At 44.9% G+C, this 14,670-nt stretch carries 15 protein-coding genes; 13 read left to right on the top strand and 2 right to left on the bottom strand.

Features of this window, described 5'->3' with window-relative positions; genetic code table 11:
* Positions 1–84 precede the first annotated feature (84 nt).
* The 12 genes from rfbB to I2F76_RS08120 all read left to right on the top strand — a co-directional run bounded on the left by rfbB (position 85) and on the right by I2F76_RS08120 (position 12,356).
* A complete protein-coding gene (gene rfbB, locus I2F76_RS08175) occupies positions 85–1,131 on the top strand; it encodes a dTDP-glucose 4,6-dehydratase (protein ID WP_049515463.1) in 1,047 nt (348 codons plus the stop codon).
* Between the two features lie 124 nt (positions 1,132–1,255).
* Positions 1,256–2,368: a hypothetical protein gene (locus I2F76_RS08170; protein WP_195487625.1), complete on the top strand. Its 1,113-nt coding sequence runs from the start codon at positions 1,256–1,258 to the stop codon at positions 2,366–2,368.
* 141 nt (positions 2,369–2,509) lie between these two features.
* The gene (gene udk / locus I2F76_RS08165) at positions 2,510–3,148 is read left to right on the top strand and encodes a uridine kinase (protein ID WP_003002524.1); all 639 of its coding nucleotides are present in this window, start codon (positions 2,510–2,512) and stop codon (positions 3,146–3,148) included.
* A gap of 183 nt (positions 3,149–3,331) precedes the next feature.
* Positions 3,332–4,012 (top strand): YoaK family protein, encoded by a 681-nt coding sequence (locus tag I2F76_RS08160; RefSeq protein WP_031576960.1) that lies wholly within the window; start codon positions 3,332–3,334, stop codon positions 4,010–4,012.
* Positions 4,013–4,392: 380 nt separating this feature from the next.
* Positions 4,393–4,890 (top strand): GAF domain-containing protein, encoded by a 498-nt coding sequence (locus I2F76_RS08155; RefSeq protein ID WP_070466698.1) that lies wholly within the window; start codon positions 4,393–4,395, stop codon positions 4,888–4,890.
* Complete coding sequence (dnaX, locus tag I2F76_RS08150; RefSeq protein ID WP_195487624.1) at positions 4,890–6,566, top strand: DNA polymerase III subunit gamma/tau; 1,677 nt, start codon at positions 4,890–4,892, stop codon at positions 6,564–6,566. Before I2F76_RS08155 ends, dnaX begins: the two co-directional genes overlap by 1 nt.
* A 38-nt stretch (positions 6,567–6,604) precedes the next feature.
* Positions 6,605–6,802, top strand: coding sequence for a DUF3272 family protein (locus tag I2F76_RS08145; RefSeq protein WP_003002577.1), 198 nt, complete (start codon positions 6,605–6,607; stop codon positions 6,800–6,802).
* Between the two features lie 206 nt (positions 6,803–7,008).
* The gene (locus tag I2F76_RS08140) at positions 7,009–8,271 is read left to right on the top strand and encodes an ABC transporter permease (RefSeq protein WP_155169522.1); all 1,263 of its coding nucleotides are present in this window, start codon (positions 7,009–7,011) and stop codon (positions 8,269–8,271) included.
* Between the two features lie 6 nt (positions 8,272–8,277).
* On the top strand, positions 8,278–8,919 hold the full coding sequence (locus I2F76_RS08135; protein ID WP_049472614.1) for an ABC transporter ATP-binding protein: 642 nt from the start codon (positions 8,278–8,280) through the stop codon (positions 8,917–8,919).
* A gap of 12 nt (positions 8,920–8,931) precedes the next feature.
* Entirely contained in the window at positions 8,932–10,308 is a 1,377-nt protein-coding gene (locus I2F76_RS08130) for an ABC transporter permease (protein ID WP_195487623.1), read from the top strand.
* Between the two features lie 72 nt (positions 10,309–10,380).
* Positions 10,381–11,034, top strand: a complete 654-nt coding sequence (locus tag I2F76_RS08125) for a response regulator transcription factor (RefSeq protein ID WP_003019030.1) — start codon at positions 10,381–10,383, stop codon at positions 11,032–11,034.
* Positions 11,031–12,356, top strand: a complete 1,326-nt coding sequence (locus tag I2F76_RS08120; RefSeq protein ID WP_195487622.1) for a sensor histidine kinase — start codon at positions 11,031–11,033, stop codon at positions 12,354–12,356. Before I2F76_RS08125 ends, I2F76_RS08120 begins: the two co-directional genes overlap by 4 nt.
* Before the next feature lie 41 nt (positions 12,357–12,397).
* Here the strand turns inward: I2F76_RS08120 and I2F76_RS08115 are convergent, their stop codons facing one another.
* Positions 12,398–13,087, bottom strand: coding sequence for an ABC transporter ATP-binding protein (locus I2F76_RS08115; protein ID WP_195487621.1), 690 nt, complete (start codon positions 13,085–13,087; stop codon positions 12,398–12,400).
* Between the two features lies 1 nt (position 13,088).
* Positions 13,089–14,192 (bottom strand): ABC transporter permease, encoded by a 1,104-nt coding sequence (locus tag I2F76_RS08110; protein WP_195487620.1) that lies wholly within the window; start codon positions 14,190–14,192, stop codon positions 13,089–13,091.
* Between the two features lie 97 nt (positions 14,193–14,289).
* Here I2F76_RS08110 and I2F76_RS08105 point away from each other — a divergent pair, with 97 nt between their 5' ends.
* The gene (locus I2F76_RS08105; protein ID WP_195487619.1) at positions 14,290–14,493 is read left to right on the top strand and encodes a hypothetical protein; all 204 of its coding nucleotides are present in this window, start codon (positions 14,290–14,292) and stop codon (positions 14,491–14,493) included.
* Positions 14,494–14,670 lie beyond the last annotated feature (177 nt).

The following is a 14,670-nucleotide window of genomic DNA, read 5'->3' as shown; positions in this document are numbered from 1 at the left end:
GCTGACGTCCGTACTCACCTAAGGAAAGCTAAAAAAAGATTGATTTAAGGAACTATTAAGAAAAAACAATTTTTTGGAGAAAAAATGACTGAATACAAAAACATCATCGTAACCGGTGGCGCTGGTTTCATCGGTTCAAACTTCGTACACTATGTCTACAACAATCATCCAGACGTGCATGTGACTGTCCTTGACAAGCTCACTTACGCTGGTAACCGTGCCAATATTGAAGAAATCCTTGGGGACCGTGTTGAATTGGTCGTAGGTGACATTGCTGACGCTGAATTGGTTGATAAATTGGCTGCTAAGGCTGATGCGATTGTTCACTACGCGGCTGAAAGTCACAATGATAATTCATTGAACGACCCATCACCATTTATCCACACAAACTTCATCGGTACATACACACTTTTGGAAGCGGCTCGCAAGTACGATATTCGTTTCCACCACGTGTCAACAGACGAAGTCTATGGGGACCTTCCATTGCGTGAAGATCTTCCTGGACATGGTGAAGGTCCTGGTGAAAAATTCACTGCTGAAACCAAATACAACCCATCATCCCCTTATTCATCAACCAAGGCTGCTTCAGACTTGATCGTGAAGGCTTGGGTCCGTTCCTTCGGTGTTAAGGCAACCATTTCTAACTGTTCAAACAACTACGGACCATACCAACACATCGAAAAATTCATCCCACGTCAAATTACCAATATCTTGTCTGGTATCAAACCAAAACTATATGGTGAAGGGAAGAACGTCCGTGACTGGATCCACACTAACGACCACTCAACGGGTGTATGGGCTATTCTCACTAAAGGCCGTATCGGTGAAACTTACTTGATCGGTGCTGATGGTGAAAAGAACAACAAGGAAGTGCTTGAACTCATCCTTGAAAAAATGGGTCAACCAAAAGATGCTTACGACCGTGTCACAGACCGTGCTGGTCACGATTTGCGTTACGCCATTGATTCAACAAAATTGCGTGAAGAATTGGGTTGGGAACCACAATTCACAAACTTCGAAGCAGGTTTGGAAGACACTATCAAGTGGTATACAGACCACCAAGATTGGTGGAAGGCTGAAAAAGAAGCTGTAGAAGCCAACTACGCGAAAACACAAAAAGTTTTGAAATAAGGAAGAAAGTCCAAGTAGAAAAACTACTTGGACTTTTCTTTTATTTTCTGAAAATCATAAAATTAACCATGGATTTGTGGTATAATATGATTAGTTTTTAGGATAAATCAATAAGGGGGATGTTATGAATCAAAAAGATTGGGTTGAATACTTTGAAGCGGTCAATGGTCGAAAGCCAAGTATGCAAGAATTTCAAGAAGCGCGTGAAAAAGGGGAGTTTGTCGTAGAGCGAAAAGAAGCGCCGACTCCAACAACTGAGGCACCAGCTCCAGCCACTGAAGCGCAGGCTCATGCTCAGGAAGCACCTGTTACACCTAGCGCACCTCTTTCACAAGAGCGAACAGCTGTTGTCCAACCGCAGCCATCGGCGAAAACCTTACAACCTGTTCCAAGACCGAAAAAATTGACATTTTCTTTTAATAAACAAACCCAAATTGGGGCTGCAGTTGCGGGACTTGTCGCAGTGATTGCCTTTGCTTGGTTCTTTTTCTTTTCAGGTGGGCCAAGTCTAGATGGTGTTTGGTTGAGAAATACGGATTCTAGTCCGATCACTTATGAACTAAGTGGAAAGAAACAAAAAGTCAATGGTAGCGAGACCATCAAAAAGGTTTTCAAGGGCAATGAAGCGAAAAAAGAATTTAATACCGCACTTTCTTTGTTAAATTCGACAGACTTGCATTCACTTGCGGATGTCGATAAGAAATTTAACCTGAAGACAACAGAAATTGTTGTTATTAAGTCTGGTGGGAACACACGCTATAACTTGCTCCAAAAAGACGGAAGCAATATTATTTTAAGAAATGATTTATTCGACTTGAAAACTTATAAGTCGTACAAAGGAAACTTTGAAGATAATTTGGTCTATCACAAGGTTGAAACACCAAAGGCCATGGTTGGAAAATGGAAGAATGTGACAGAAGGAGATAATACAACTGTTCAGATTTCAGATCATGGAATTATTAGTGATAAGTATTACGATAGCAAGGCTTACGCATTCTATTCTCTAGCTGATTCAGAAAAGTATGATGGAGACACGACTTCTAAAGAAGAAATTGAACACACATTTGAAGTCATTCAAGAAGCGGTGAAATCAGAAGGCTATCAAGTGAAGAGCGCTAAGGAAGTCTATATACAAGCTAATTCAAATTATTGTTTCGTACCTGTCAACGGTGGAAAAAATATACTTGTCTTACGTGGTGGTAATGAATTTGCCGCAAAATTAGAAAAAGTGAAATAATGAAAGGACCGCAAGGTCCTTTTTGTTTCCAAATTTCTGACTGAAAAACTATTCATGTCTAGGCAAAAATATGGTAAAATGGATAAGATGTATCTGAGATGTCTATTTCTTCTCAGACAACTAGAGGTAATGGAGTAGAAAATGCAAAATAGACCTATTATTATTGGTGTTACTGGTGGTTCTGGTGGTGGAAAGACCAGTGTGTCTCGTGCCATTTTGGCCAATTTTCCGAATGAAAAGATTGCCATGATTGAGCATGATTCTTATTACAAGGACCAAAGTCATTTGACCTTTGAGGAGCGGATCAAGACTAACTATGACCATCCTTTTGCCTTTGATACGGACTTGATGATTGCGCAGATCAATGAACTCTTGGAGGGTCGTCCGGTAGATATTCCAACTTATGACTATGCTGAACATACGCGCAGCAGCAAGACCTATCGTCAGGAACCACAAGATGTTTTCATCGTGGAAGGAATCTTAGTTCTTGAAGACAAGCGTCTTCGGGACTTGATGGACATCAAGATTTTCGTTGATACGGATGATGATGTGCGGATCATTCGCCGGATCAAGCGCGATATGGAGGAGCGTGGACGGAGTCTCGATAGCGTTATTGAGCAGTACCTTGGAGTGGTGAAGCCCATGTACCATCAGTTCATTGAGCCAACTAAGCGCTATGCGGACGTGATCATTCCTGAAGGAGTGACCAACACGGTAGCGATTGATTTGATCACAACCAAGATTGAAAAAATCCTCAACGAAGCGCGTGAGGGAAAATAAAAAAAGAGAGAAGAAGGGCAACTGGTCACCAAGTGTCTACGGATAGGAGGAGTGACGGAATAACGCAGTGGCTGATTTTGCTATTTAAGCTTGGAAGACTTCTGGATCAGCCTTGCGGGGGTGGTACTCGTGACGTTTGGGAACGTTCTGTATCACTCCCTCTTTTTCTTAGGGAGAATGGAAATGAAAAGGGAGTTTCATTCGCGGACCAAGGCGTTCGCTTGTTTATTGACCATGTGTGCTGGTTTTTCAGATGCTTATACCTTTATTTGTCGGGGTGGGACCTTGGCGGCAGGCCAGACGGGAAATGTGGTCTTTCTATCGGTTGGTTTGATTGGCCAGCAGATCTCAGATGTAGAAGTGAAGTTAGCCACGATGCTGGCCTTTATGCTGGGAATCTTTTTGATGACGGTTTTACGTCGCTTGATTGACAATTCAGTCTGGCGCTTGAGTACCCTGGTGCCCTTTATCCTCACGACATTGGTGACGGGATTTTTACCAGCATCGGTAAAAAATGTCTTCATCGTGCCTTTTTTTAGCCTGAGTTTGGGAATCGTAGCGACCTCATTTGGAGAAGTAGATGGCTATGCCTACAACCACTCCTTTATGACCGGAAATCTCAAGAAAACCATGGTAGCTTATGGAGATTTTGTTAGAGACAGGGAGATGAAATTCCTCTGGGAAGCCATCTTTATGACCTGCCTGATCGGGAGTTTCGTCTGTGGGGCCATCTTTTCGACCTACTTGATCCAGTTTTATGGACTAAAGACGATTTGGCTGGTGGCCATCATCTTGACCATCTTTTTAATCTACCGGGCCATTCAATATTTTGAAGTCTTTCACTTCAATCGACGACATGAATAGATAAAATGATTTTAAAAAATAAGTTAAATGATTTTGCAAAGAAATAAAACTGAAATTTCATTTTTAAAATGAATCCAGAATATATTGAAACTTTCTGACGTCCGTCCTCACCTAAGGAAAGTTTTTAAGAGAACTTATCTATATTCCAGAGGCTGGGACAAAAGTCCTAGCCTCTCAATTATCTTTGGATTGTCGAGCAAGACGCAGTGGTTGAGTGGGCTCTACTACGCTGATTTCATCAGCTTTTACAGTCCTGCTCAACTGTGCGGAGGTGGGACGACGAAATCGAATTCTAACGAATGACCGATTTCTGTCCCACTCTCTTTTCTTTCGTTGTTTGAAGCTTAATTTTTGAGCAAAGATTTGGTATAATGAAAGGTATGAAACATTCGGAAAAAGAATCACAATACCAGCTCTTGCTGGCTCAATTAGATGCTCTCTTAATGGGAGAAACCAATGCCTTGGCTAATCTTTCCAATGCCAGTGCGCTTTTAAATCAAGCCCTGCCTCGTTCGGTCTTTGCAGGTTTTTATTTGTATGACCAATCGGAATTGATCTTGGGACCTTTTCAGGGAGGTGTTTCTTGTGTCCATATCGCTCTTGGAAAGGGTGTCTGTGGAGAAGCAGCTCAAAAGCAGGAAACCATCATTGTCGATGATGTGCGCCAGCATCCCAACTATATTTCCTGTGATAGTCGGGCTATGAGTGAGATTGTGGTGCCTATGGTCAAGGACGGTCAGCTCCTTGGAGTTTTAGACCTGGATTCGGAGTGTGTCTCTGACTACGATCAGCTGGATCAGGAGTATTTAGAAAAGTTTGTCGCTCTCTTGATCGATAAGACAAACTGGGACTTTAAGATGTTTGGGGTTAAGAACTAATGTATCAAGCTTTATATCGGAAATACCGGAGCCAGACCTTTGGCCAATTGGTCGGCCAGCAAGTAGTGGCACGGACATTGAGACAGGCTGTCGAGCAGGAGAAGATCAGCCATGCCTATCTCTTTTCTGGTCCTCGTGGTACTGGGAAAACCAGTGTGGCCAAGATCTTTGCTAAGGCTATGAACTGTCCTAATCAAGTCAATGGGGAGCCTTGTAACGACTGCTATATCTGTGAATCCATTACCAATGGGAGCCTAGAAGATGTCATTGAGATCGACGCGGCGTCCAACAATGGGGTCGATGAAATTCGCGATATTCGCGACAAATCGACCTATGCTCCGAGTCTAGCCAAGCACAAGGTCTACATTATCGATGAGGTCCATATGCTTTCAACAGGGGCCTTTAATGCCTTGTTGAAGACGCTGGAAGAGCCGACAGAGAATGTGGTCTTTATCCTTGCAACAACGGAGTTACACAAGATTCCTGCGACCATTCTGTCACGGGTGCAACGCTTTGAATTCAAATCCATCAAACTGCCGGATATCGTTCATCATTTGGAAAGTATCTTAGCTACAGAAGGCATTGCCTATGAAGCAGATGCTGTGCAGATTATCGCTCGGTGCGCTGAAGGTGGGATGCGGGATGCCTTGTCCATTTTGGATCAAGCCCTGAGTCTGACTGCGGGTAGTGAGTTGACGACAGCAATCGCTGAAGAGATTACGGGCTCAATCAGCCTAGCTGCGCTCGATCAGTACGTAGCTGCCATCCTGGCTCATGATGCGACAGCGGCGCTGGATCAGCTGGCGATTATCTTTGATAATGGGAAGAATATGGCCCGTTTCGTCACGGACTTACTTCAATACCTGAGAGATCTCTTGATTGTTCAGACAGGCGGAGAAAACACTCACGCTAGTGACTTATTTGCGGCGAATCTTGAAGCCGATCAAGCCCGTCTTTTTGCTCTGATTGACCAGGCGACGACTAGTCTAGCGGATATCAAAAATAGTCTGCAACCGCGTATCTATACTGAAATGATGACCATTAAATTGGCTGAAAGCACAGGCCAAGTTTCTAACTCAGCTGCTCTGGAGGTTCCTTCCAATGTGCTAGCTCAGCTGCAAGACTTAAAAAAGGAAGTCGCACAGCTCAAGCAACAGTTAGCGCAATCAGGTAGCAGTCTTCCTGCTTCAAAACCAGCAGTAGCTCGCCCAACCAAGTCGAGCAAGGGCTACCGTGCAGATCGAAACAAGGTCAACGCGATCTTGCAAGAGGCGGTTGAAAACCCAGAGTTGGCACGGACCAACTTGATCCGTCTTCAGAACGCTTGGGGGGAAATTATCGAGAGCTTAGCAGGTGCGGATAAGGCCCTCTTAATCGGATCCCAGCCGGTCGCTGCCAATGAAAATCACGCTATTTTAGCCTTTGAGTCTGCCTTTAATGCTGAACAGACCATGAAGCGGGACAACCTCAATACCATGTTTGGAAATATCCTCAGCAATGCTGCTGGCTTCTCACCAGAGATTTTAGCGGTTTCGATGGAAGAATGGACCCAAATTCGGGCAGAGTTTTCGGCTAAGGCGCGTGGGCAAAAAGCGGAAGTGGTAGAAGAAGAGGAAAGTGTCATTCCTGAGGAATTTCACTTTTTATCCGATAAAATCACTCTGCAAGACGATTAATACATGAATTTTTTACTGAATCATGGTAAAATAATTTTATGAATAGAAAACAATTTGCAGTGATAGCAGTCTTTACTGCTATGGAGACTTATTTTTTCAATGAAGCGACCATGGCGGGTCAAATGCTCTTTGCATGTTTTTGGGCCCTCTTGATCTTACGCAATCTCCAGACGGCCTATATGGTGGAGAAAATTGCTAGTGCCATTGAAAAAGAAATCAGAAAGAAAAGAAAATAAAACCTTTGAAAAGAAATCCTTTTTCAAAGGTTTTTTCTATGGCTATAGATAAAGTAACTCTAAACGACTGTTCAGTTTTCCTAGATTTTTCTAGGAAATTTTTTCTATTTCATAAACATTTCACATTTCTTTTCTATAATAACTATAACAAATGATGAAAGCGTCCACATTGTATCGCCGTGGACCTTGAAATGGAGGGTAAGATCATGCTCTTACAACAGGCAATCGCCTATATTTCTCGGAAAAGAACGAGGAATCTGGTTCTCTTTCTGATTCTCCTCTTGATCCTCTCTTGCTTGTATTTCTGTTTTTCACTGATGCAAGTGGGTGAAAGGTTGGAGGACCATATCAAACAGTCGGCTGGGACCAGTTTTGCCCTGACCAGTAAGCAAGGGGCTACTCCCTTTGCTCTGAAGGAAGCTGAAAAGGTGCAGCAACTAGCTGGGGTGGGAGCTATGGTTCCTCAATATGAAAGTCCCGTTCGCATTCTTGGTAAAGAAGCGGTGACGGGACAGCAGTCGGTGGAGCGAGACGATTTGGGGCAGGAAGCCAAGCAAGCGCTAGGCGCTGTCTTTACCCAGAAGACAGACCAGCACCTGGATTTCCGGAGTAGCAGTTTCCAACTGGTGCAAGGCAAGCACTTATCCGACAAGGCTCGCGGCCAGATCTTGATCCACCAAGAGTTGGCTAAGAAGAACAAGCTAAAGGTCGGAGATTCCTTGACCTTATCCAGCTTTCAGATGGGGGAGACTCCCGCCAAAGAGCAAACCTTTAAAATCATAGGGATCTTTTCGGGTAAGAAACAGGAAAAATTCACAGGGATGACCTCTGATCTGAGTGAAAACCAAGTCTACCTCCCTTATGAGGATGCGACTAAGCTACTTGGTCTCAGTCAGCAAGAAGTGACCCAGGTCACCTTTGGCGTCAAAGATCCTGAGAAAATCGATGCCCTCTTGAAGCAAGTCAAAAGCTTGGATCTGGATTGGCAATCTCTACGCGTGGTCGAAGATCGCAAGGCCTTTGACCAGATGAAGGAATCCTCTCAGACCCTAGAAGGCCTGGTGCGGATCATGATGATCGTCCTCCTAGTGACGGGAGCCGGTGCCCTATCGCTCTTACTCAGTCTTTGGACACGGGAGCGGATCCACGAAATCGGGGTCCTCTTATCCATTGGGAAGAGCAAGGGCCGGATCTTTAGACAGTTCCTCTTGGAAGTGGTGCTGGTATCCTTACTAGCGGTGATCCCAGCCTTTCTCATCGGGCGGATGGTCAGCCATCGTTTCTTAGAGCAGTTTGTCGGACAGACCGGTCAACAGCAGACCCTAGAATTACTCAACCAAATCCCTCAAGGCCTTTCCTTAGGAATCGCCTATGCTAGCCTCTTGTGCTTGATCCTTCTGTCGCTCGGTGTAACGACCAGCATGATCTGGCGCAAGAGTCCAAAAGAAATATTAACAAAAATGAGTTAAGGAGAAATGACATATATGCTAGAACTCAAACATGTATCCTATAGTTACCAAAGCTACCAAGAAGAGATCTTCTCAGACGTGAACTATCAGTTCAAAAATGGGACTTTTTACAGCATTATCGGTCAGTCTGGAGCAGGGAAATCAACCCTCCTATCCCTCTTGGCTGGTCTGGACAATCCCAAGAAGGGACAGGTTCTCTTTGATGGGGAGGACATCCAGACCAAAGGGTCTAGCTACCACCGCAAGCACCATGTCTCCCTGGTCTTTCAGAATTACAATCTGATTGACTATTTGACGCCACTTGAAAATGTTCGCCTGGTCAACAAACAAGCTGGGAAAGACATTCTCTTGGAGTTGGGATTGGACGAAACGCAAATCAAACGCAATGTCCTACAACTATCCGGCGGGCAGCAACAACGGGTGGCCATTGCGCGTGCGCTTGTTTCAGAAGCACCTGTCATCTTAGCAGATGAGCCGACAGGAAACTTAGATGAACAGACAGCTGGTGATATCATTGCCATTTTGAAGAAGTTGGCCAAGGAACGCCAAAAATGTGTCATCGTCGTCACCCACAGTAAGGAAGTGGCAGAGGCCTCCGATGTGGTCTTGGAATTGAGTCGCCGTAGCCTCGTTGAGAAGAGTAAGTAAGGAGGGAATGTTATGTTGCGCAATGCTTTTGCTTATATCACACGTAAATGGCCCAAGTCCCTCTTGCTCTTTGCCATCATTCTCCTCATGGGGACCTTGAGCTTGATCGGACTCTCCATGAAGGGTGCAACCCAAAAAGCTTCATCGGAAAGTCTGGGATCCATCACCAATAGCTTCTCCATGCAGATCAACCGCAGGACCAATCCAGGAACCCCTCGGGGAGCTGGGAATCTCAGAGGAGAAGATATCGAAAAAATCAGCCAGGTAGAGGGGATCACTTCCTCCATCAAGCGGATCAATGCAATCGCGGATATCCTAGACCACGAGATCATTGAAACCGAAGAAACCCTGCAAAATCAATCTCCAGAGCGGGCTAAGCACTTCAAGAATACCTTGATGGTGACAGGGGTCAATGACTCTTCAAAAGAAGATAAGTTTGTCTCTGGAGCCTACAAGCTGGTCCAAGGGGAGCACCTGACGGATAAAGACAAAAACCAAATCCTCATGCACGAAGATTTGGCGAAAAAGAATGGCCTCAAGGTAGGCGATAAGGTGCGCCTCAAGTCCAATCTCTATGATGCTGACAATGAAAAAGGAGCCAATGAAACCGTCGAAGTGACCATTAAGGGTCTGTTCTCAGGGAAAAACCAAGCTCCTCTAACTTACGCCCAAGAGTTGTATGAAGATACCCTCATTTCTGACCTAGATACAGCTGCCAAGCTCTATGGCAATACTGTTCAAACAGCTACCTATGAAGATGCGACCTTCTTTGCAAAAGGGGATCAGGACCTGGATGCCTTGATCGAAAAAATCAAAGCCTTGGATATCCCATGGAATTACTATGATTTGGTTAAGAGCTCTTCCAACTACCCAGCTTTGCAAAAATCCATCAGCAGCATGTTCCAAGTAGCGAACTACTTGTTTATCGGCAGCCTCATCTTTGCTAGCTTGCTTCTTACCCTTCTCCTTGTCTTGTGGCTCAATGCCCGTCGCAGAGAAGTGGGTATCTTACTGGCTCTAGGGCTTTCTAAGGTACAGATTGCAGGGCAATTTGTGGCAGAATTGGTCATGATTTCCATTCCAGCCTTCCTCCTCTCCTATGGAGTAGCAGGTCTTCTTGCCAAAGCAGTAGGAGATACAGTGCTCAAAAACGTAACCAGTGGCATTGCCAAACAAATGGCTCAAGAATCCTCTGCAGCCAACCTTGGTGGAGGAGCTGAGGCAGAAAGCTTCAGTAAGACCCTGACGGACCTCCATATGGATATCCAACCGAGTCAATTGTTGGTAATTGTTTTGGTTGGCGGCCTCCTCTTGATTCTCGTATCCATCCTTTCTTCACAATGGCTCTTGCATAAGAAACCAAAAGATCTCTTGGTGGATGTCGAATAAGAGATTGTTTCCTAAAATAGAAATAGGGTATAATAGGAGGTAGAAGAAGTTTCTTAGATAAAAGGAAAGTGTATGAAGATACTAATCGTAGAAGATGAAGTCCTGATTCGCGAAGGGATGAGCGACTATCTCATGGAATGTGGTTATGAAGTCTTTGAAGCAGGAGATGGGCAGGAGGCCCTGGAGCTCTTTCACAGAGAAGCGCCGGATCTGGTCTTGCTGGATATCCAGCTCCCTATTCTCAATGGCTTGGAAGTGCTCAAGACTATCCGGAAGACCAGCTCGGTTCCTGTCCTCATGCTGACAGCCTTCCATGATGAAGACTATAAGTTGACGGCCTTTGGAGAGTTGGCGGACGGCTACCTGGAAAAACCCTTCTCCTTGTCCCTCTTGAAGGTCCGTATCGAAGCTATTTTTAAAAAGCTTCAGCCTTCCCGGGTCTTCACCTATGGAGAGGCACGAGTGGATTTTGAGAGCTATACAGCCAGCCTAGCTGGTCAAGCTATCTCCATGAATGCCAAGGAGTTGGAAATCTTGGAATACTTGCTCCAGCATGAAGGCAAGGCCCGGACTCGCTCTCAGATCCTCGATGCCGTCTGGAAGGAGACAGAGGAAATTCCTTTTGACCGGGTGATTGATGTCTATATCAAGGAACTACGAAAAAAACTAGAGCTGGACTGTATCGTTACGGTACGCAATGTCGGCTATAAATTGGAGAGACCATGACCAAACGGAGTATCTTTGCAAAGATCTTTCTGATCACCTTTGCCCTTTTTAGTGGCTTAGTCATCCTTCTACATGCTTCGGTTTACTTTATTTTCCCATCGACCTATATCGAGTCCCAGCGCCAGACGATTTTGAAGAAGTCACAGGCCCTGGCCAAGAGTTTCCAGGGCCAGGAAGAAGGGACCATTGAGTCGGTCATCGACCTTTATTCTAAGACCAATGATATCAAGGTCTCGATCAAGGGCAAGGAAAAACAAAATGCCCTAGAGGTCAAGGATGATCTGCTCGTGAACCCTGACAGCCAGAACAATTCTCTGGTCATTGAAGAGCGAAAGATCCATACCAAAGAGGGGAAGGACTTGACCTTGCAATTCTTAGCAACTGTCGATTCCCAAAAGGAAGCGCGAGACATCAGTCTGGGCTTTCTTCCCTATAGTCTTCTTGCTTCCTTTGTCCTGTCTCTGATTGCTTCCTATCTCTATGCCCGCCTGATTTCTGCTCCGATCCTGGAGATCAAGCAGATGACCAAGCGGATGAAGCGCTTGGATCGGACAGCCAGTCTTCCCATTCATTCGCAGGATGAGATCGGCGTCCTCAAGCAACAGATCAACGACCTTTATCACCATCTCCTAGAAGTGATCGACAATCTAGAGCAGCAGAAACAGGAAAATCTGAAGTTGGAGCAGATGAAGGTCGAATTCCTACGGGGGGCCTCACATGAGCTCAAGACGCCGCTAGCCAGCTTGAAGATTATCCTAGAAAATATGCGGGATAAGATCGGTCGCTACAAGGACCGGGACCGCTACCTGTCGGTCTCCCTCGATATCGTTGATGAGATGAACCAGATCGTCCTAGAAATCCTATCCCTGTCCTCTGTCCAAGAATTGGCCGGAGACAAGGAGTTGATCCAGCTGGATCAGGTCGTAGAGCAGATCCTCGACCAGTACAAGGTCTTGGCTCAATCCCGCGCGCTCACGATTGATAATCAGATCCCTGACAAAGCAGTCTATATGGACCCAGCGATTCTGAAATTGGTCCTCTCAAATGTCATCAGCAATGCCGTTAAGCATTCGGATGAAGGTGGAGAGATCCAGCTCCGGCTCGAAGAGGAAGGGACGCACTTGGCGGTTGAAAATACCAGCCAGGAAATGGTAGAGACCGCTGAGCTGCCTATGACCGCTAGCCACCAGAAGAAGGAAGGTGGCTTGGGACTCTTCGTGGTCCAACACTTGCTAGACCATGAAGAACTGGCCTATCAATTTGATAAAACGGCTATGGGCTTGCGCTTCCGTATGGAACTGCCCAAGGAGCCTAAAGAATAAAAACTAGCGAACAAGAGAAATGCTTGTTCGCTAGTTTGTATTTAATCAACCTTTTCTACCTTTAGCAGTTGGCCATGTTTTAATTCATAAATGGTATCCACATAGGTCAGGATGGAGCGGTCATGGGTCACCATGATGGCGCTCTTGTTTTTGGATTTGACTTCTTTCTGGATCAACTGGGCGATTTCTTGCCCTCGATCTGGGTCTAGGCTAGCCGTTGGTTCATCGGCTAAAATGACCTGTGGATTTCCGATGAAGGCCCGAGCGATGGCTGCCCGTTGTTTTTGCCCACCGGACATCTGATTCGGGTATTGGTGGTAACAAGCTTCGATGCCTAGATCTGCCAACAAGGCTTTGACTTCCTCTTGGCGTTTTTTCTTGTCCTTCTCCCCTTTTAATTTGGCCACCAGTTCTAACTGGTCACCGATTTTCATATAGGAGAGGAGCTGGTGATCTTGAAAGATAAAGCCGAGCAATTCCAGACGTTTTTGCGTCCACTGGCCTTGGTTGAGGCCGGTCAAGTCTTGGCCAGCGATAGAAATCCGCCCCTCGTCCGCTGATAAGAGTAAACCAGCGATAGCTAAGAGAGTGGATTTACCGGATCCTGAAGGGCCCAAGATCGCGACAAATTCGTTGGGTTCGACGTTTAAATTCAGCTGGTTGAGGACATGGTGCATCTGGTTACCATCGGCGTAGGATTTTCTGATATTTTCTAATGCAATAATGGCCATCTTATTCTCCATTTCCACCAATGACTTCGATTGGATCTACTTTTTTTATTTTGACAAGGGACAAGGCACCACACAAAATAGAAGTTAGGATAAAGCTAAGCGAGATGGTGAGGTTGTCTTTCAGGGTCATAAAGGAAGGGACGCTATTGGGTAAAAATGGCGCCATTATGGTTGCCAAGCCAAGTCCCAGCAGCACTCCGATGAGGGAGATGATGGTGAGCTGGGATAGTTGGACATAGGTAATCTGGCTCATGGACATGCCAATGGCCTTCAAGACGCCGAACTGTTTCAACTTCTGCAGGGTCAGGATATAGAAGAAAACCCCAAGGATAGCAGAAGAAGCGAGTAGTAGCACCCACGTGATCATCCGTAGCGTCAGGTTTTGAGCCTTGTAGCCAGGGATTTTATCGATCACTTGCTTCTTATCCGCCACCATTAAGTTACTGGATAGATCGTTAGAAGTGATGCTCTTCTTGGTCACAAGGGTTTGGGCTTGCCATTGATAGCTTGGATCTGTTTTTTGCCGCATGCCTGTGAAGGTTTCCGAGCTGATAAAGCCAATCTCGCTATAGCCATATTTAGCATTTTTCGCAAAGGCCACGACCTTGAGTTTTTGCTTAGAAGTTTTATCGATCACGTGATCACCGACTTGGATTCCCTCATCCTCTTTGAAAGAATGGTCCAAAATGACCTCGTTTTTCTGTAAGTCGGAGATCTTGAGCTCTGTATCTTCCATGATTGGATTGAGGATTTCCTCCTCATTATGATCGGTCGCGAAGTAGGTGATGTCCAGGGTATTGGAATCCTCTGATTTTGAGATGGTTGCCCGCTGGATGGACAAGCCAGAATAGTCTATCCCTTCTATCTTTTGGACCTCATCTAAATCTTTCGCCGTAATGGTTGAAAAGGGGATAATCCCTTCTGAATCCGTCGAAAGGATGTAGTGCAGAGCCCCATAGTTATCGATTTGGGCCGATACCGAACGGCCCAGTCCATTTGTCAGACCGGACAAAAACACCACCATAAACATGAGAATGGTAATGAGAAGTTCAATCAGGATAAACTTCTTAGGTTGGAATTTAATTTCATTCCATGCAATTTTCATTATCGTCTCCTTTTAACACGGAGGTGCTCAAGTAGCTTGGCACCTAAACATACTCTACCATCATACCACAAGTAGGGGGATAATAGGGGGATGATGTTTGGTAGAGTATGAAGGTATCGGATTTGTTTACTGTGTTCAATTTGTTTCTCAATTATTAATTGTTAATGAATACAAAAATAAATCTGCTATAGACAAGAAAAAAAGCCTTGATTTCAAGACTTTTCCTGTTGATTTAGATGCCCCCTGCATGGATTTGGAAAGAACTTTCATATTGAGAGTAATTAAAAATGTTGAAATTTAATTGAATTTCGGAAGGCGCTTTTAGGTATTTTCAATATCGTGATTAAAAAGTAGGGCAAAAAACATACTGAATTGAACTGTTTAGTAGCTTAAATATATCACGCTGTTATCTAAAAAGTTAATTTTATAGAGTTTACTAAGATAGTTGCTGAGCTTTTATTTATCACTCCAACTTTAT

It is taken from the genome of Streptococcus parasanguinis, from assembly GCF_015557775.1.
Classification (GTDB): Bacteria; Bacillota; Bacilli; order Lactobacillales; family Streptococcaceae; genus Streptococcus; species Streptococcus parasanguinis_AA.
Note: the sequence above shows the minus strand (reverse complement) of the source record. Positions and strands in the feature narration are given on the sequence as shown.

Bases quoted from the DNA above. Each gene is read 5' to 3' on its own strand.
- rfbB (WP_049515463.1), top strand. From the start codon at position 85: ATGACTGAATACAAAAACATCATCGTAACCGGTGGCGCTGGTTTCATC.
- I2F76_RS08170 (WP_195487625.1), top strand. From the start codon at position 1,256: ATGAATCAAAAAGATTGGGTTGAATACTTTGAAGCGGTCAATGGTCGA.
- udk (WP_003002524.1), top strand. From the start codon at position 2,510: ATGCAAAATAGACCTATTATTATTGGTGTTACTGGTGGTTCTGGTGGT.
- I2F76_RS08160 (WP_031576960.1), top strand. From the start codon at position 3,332: ATGAAAAGGGAGTTTCATTCGCGGACCAAGGCGTTCGCTTGTTTATTG.
- I2F76_RS08155 (WP_070466698.1), top strand. From the start codon at position 4,393: ATGAAACATTCGGAAAAAGAATCACAATACCAGCTCTTGCTGGCTCAA.
- dnaX (WP_195487624.1), top strand. From the start codon at position 4,890: ATGTATCAAGCTTTATATCGGAAATACCGGAGCCAGACCTTTGGCCAA.
- I2F76_RS08145 (WP_003002577.1), top strand. From the start codon at position 6,605: ATGAATAGAAAACAATTTGCAGTGATAGCAGTCTTTACTGCTATGGAG.
- I2F76_RS08140 (WP_155169522.1), top strand. From the start codon at position 7,009: ATGCTCTTACAACAGGCAATCGCCTATATTTCTCGGAAAAGAACGAGG.
- I2F76_RS08135 (WP_049472614.1), top strand. From the start codon at position 8,278: ATGACATATATGCTAGAACTCAAACATGTATCCTATAGTTACCAAAGC.
- I2F76_RS08130 (WP_195487623.1), top strand. From the start codon at position 8,932: ATGTTGCGCAATGCTTTTGCTTATATCACACGTAAATGGCCCAAGTCC.
- I2F76_RS08125 (WP_003019030.1), top strand. From the start codon at position 10,381: ATGAAGATACTAATCGTAGAAGATGAAGTCCTGATTCGCGAAGGGATG.
- I2F76_RS08120 (WP_195487622.1), top strand. From the start codon at position 11,031: ATGACCAAACGGAGTATCTTTGCAAAGATCTTTCTGATCACCTTTGCC.
- I2F76_RS08115 (WP_195487621.1), bottom strand. From the start codon at position 13,087: ATGGCCATTATTGCATTAGAAAATATCAGAAAATCCTACGCCGATGGT.
- I2F76_RS08110 (WP_195487620.1), bottom strand. From the start codon at position 14,192: ATGAAAATTGCATGGAATGAAATTAAATTCCAACCTAAGAAGTTTATC.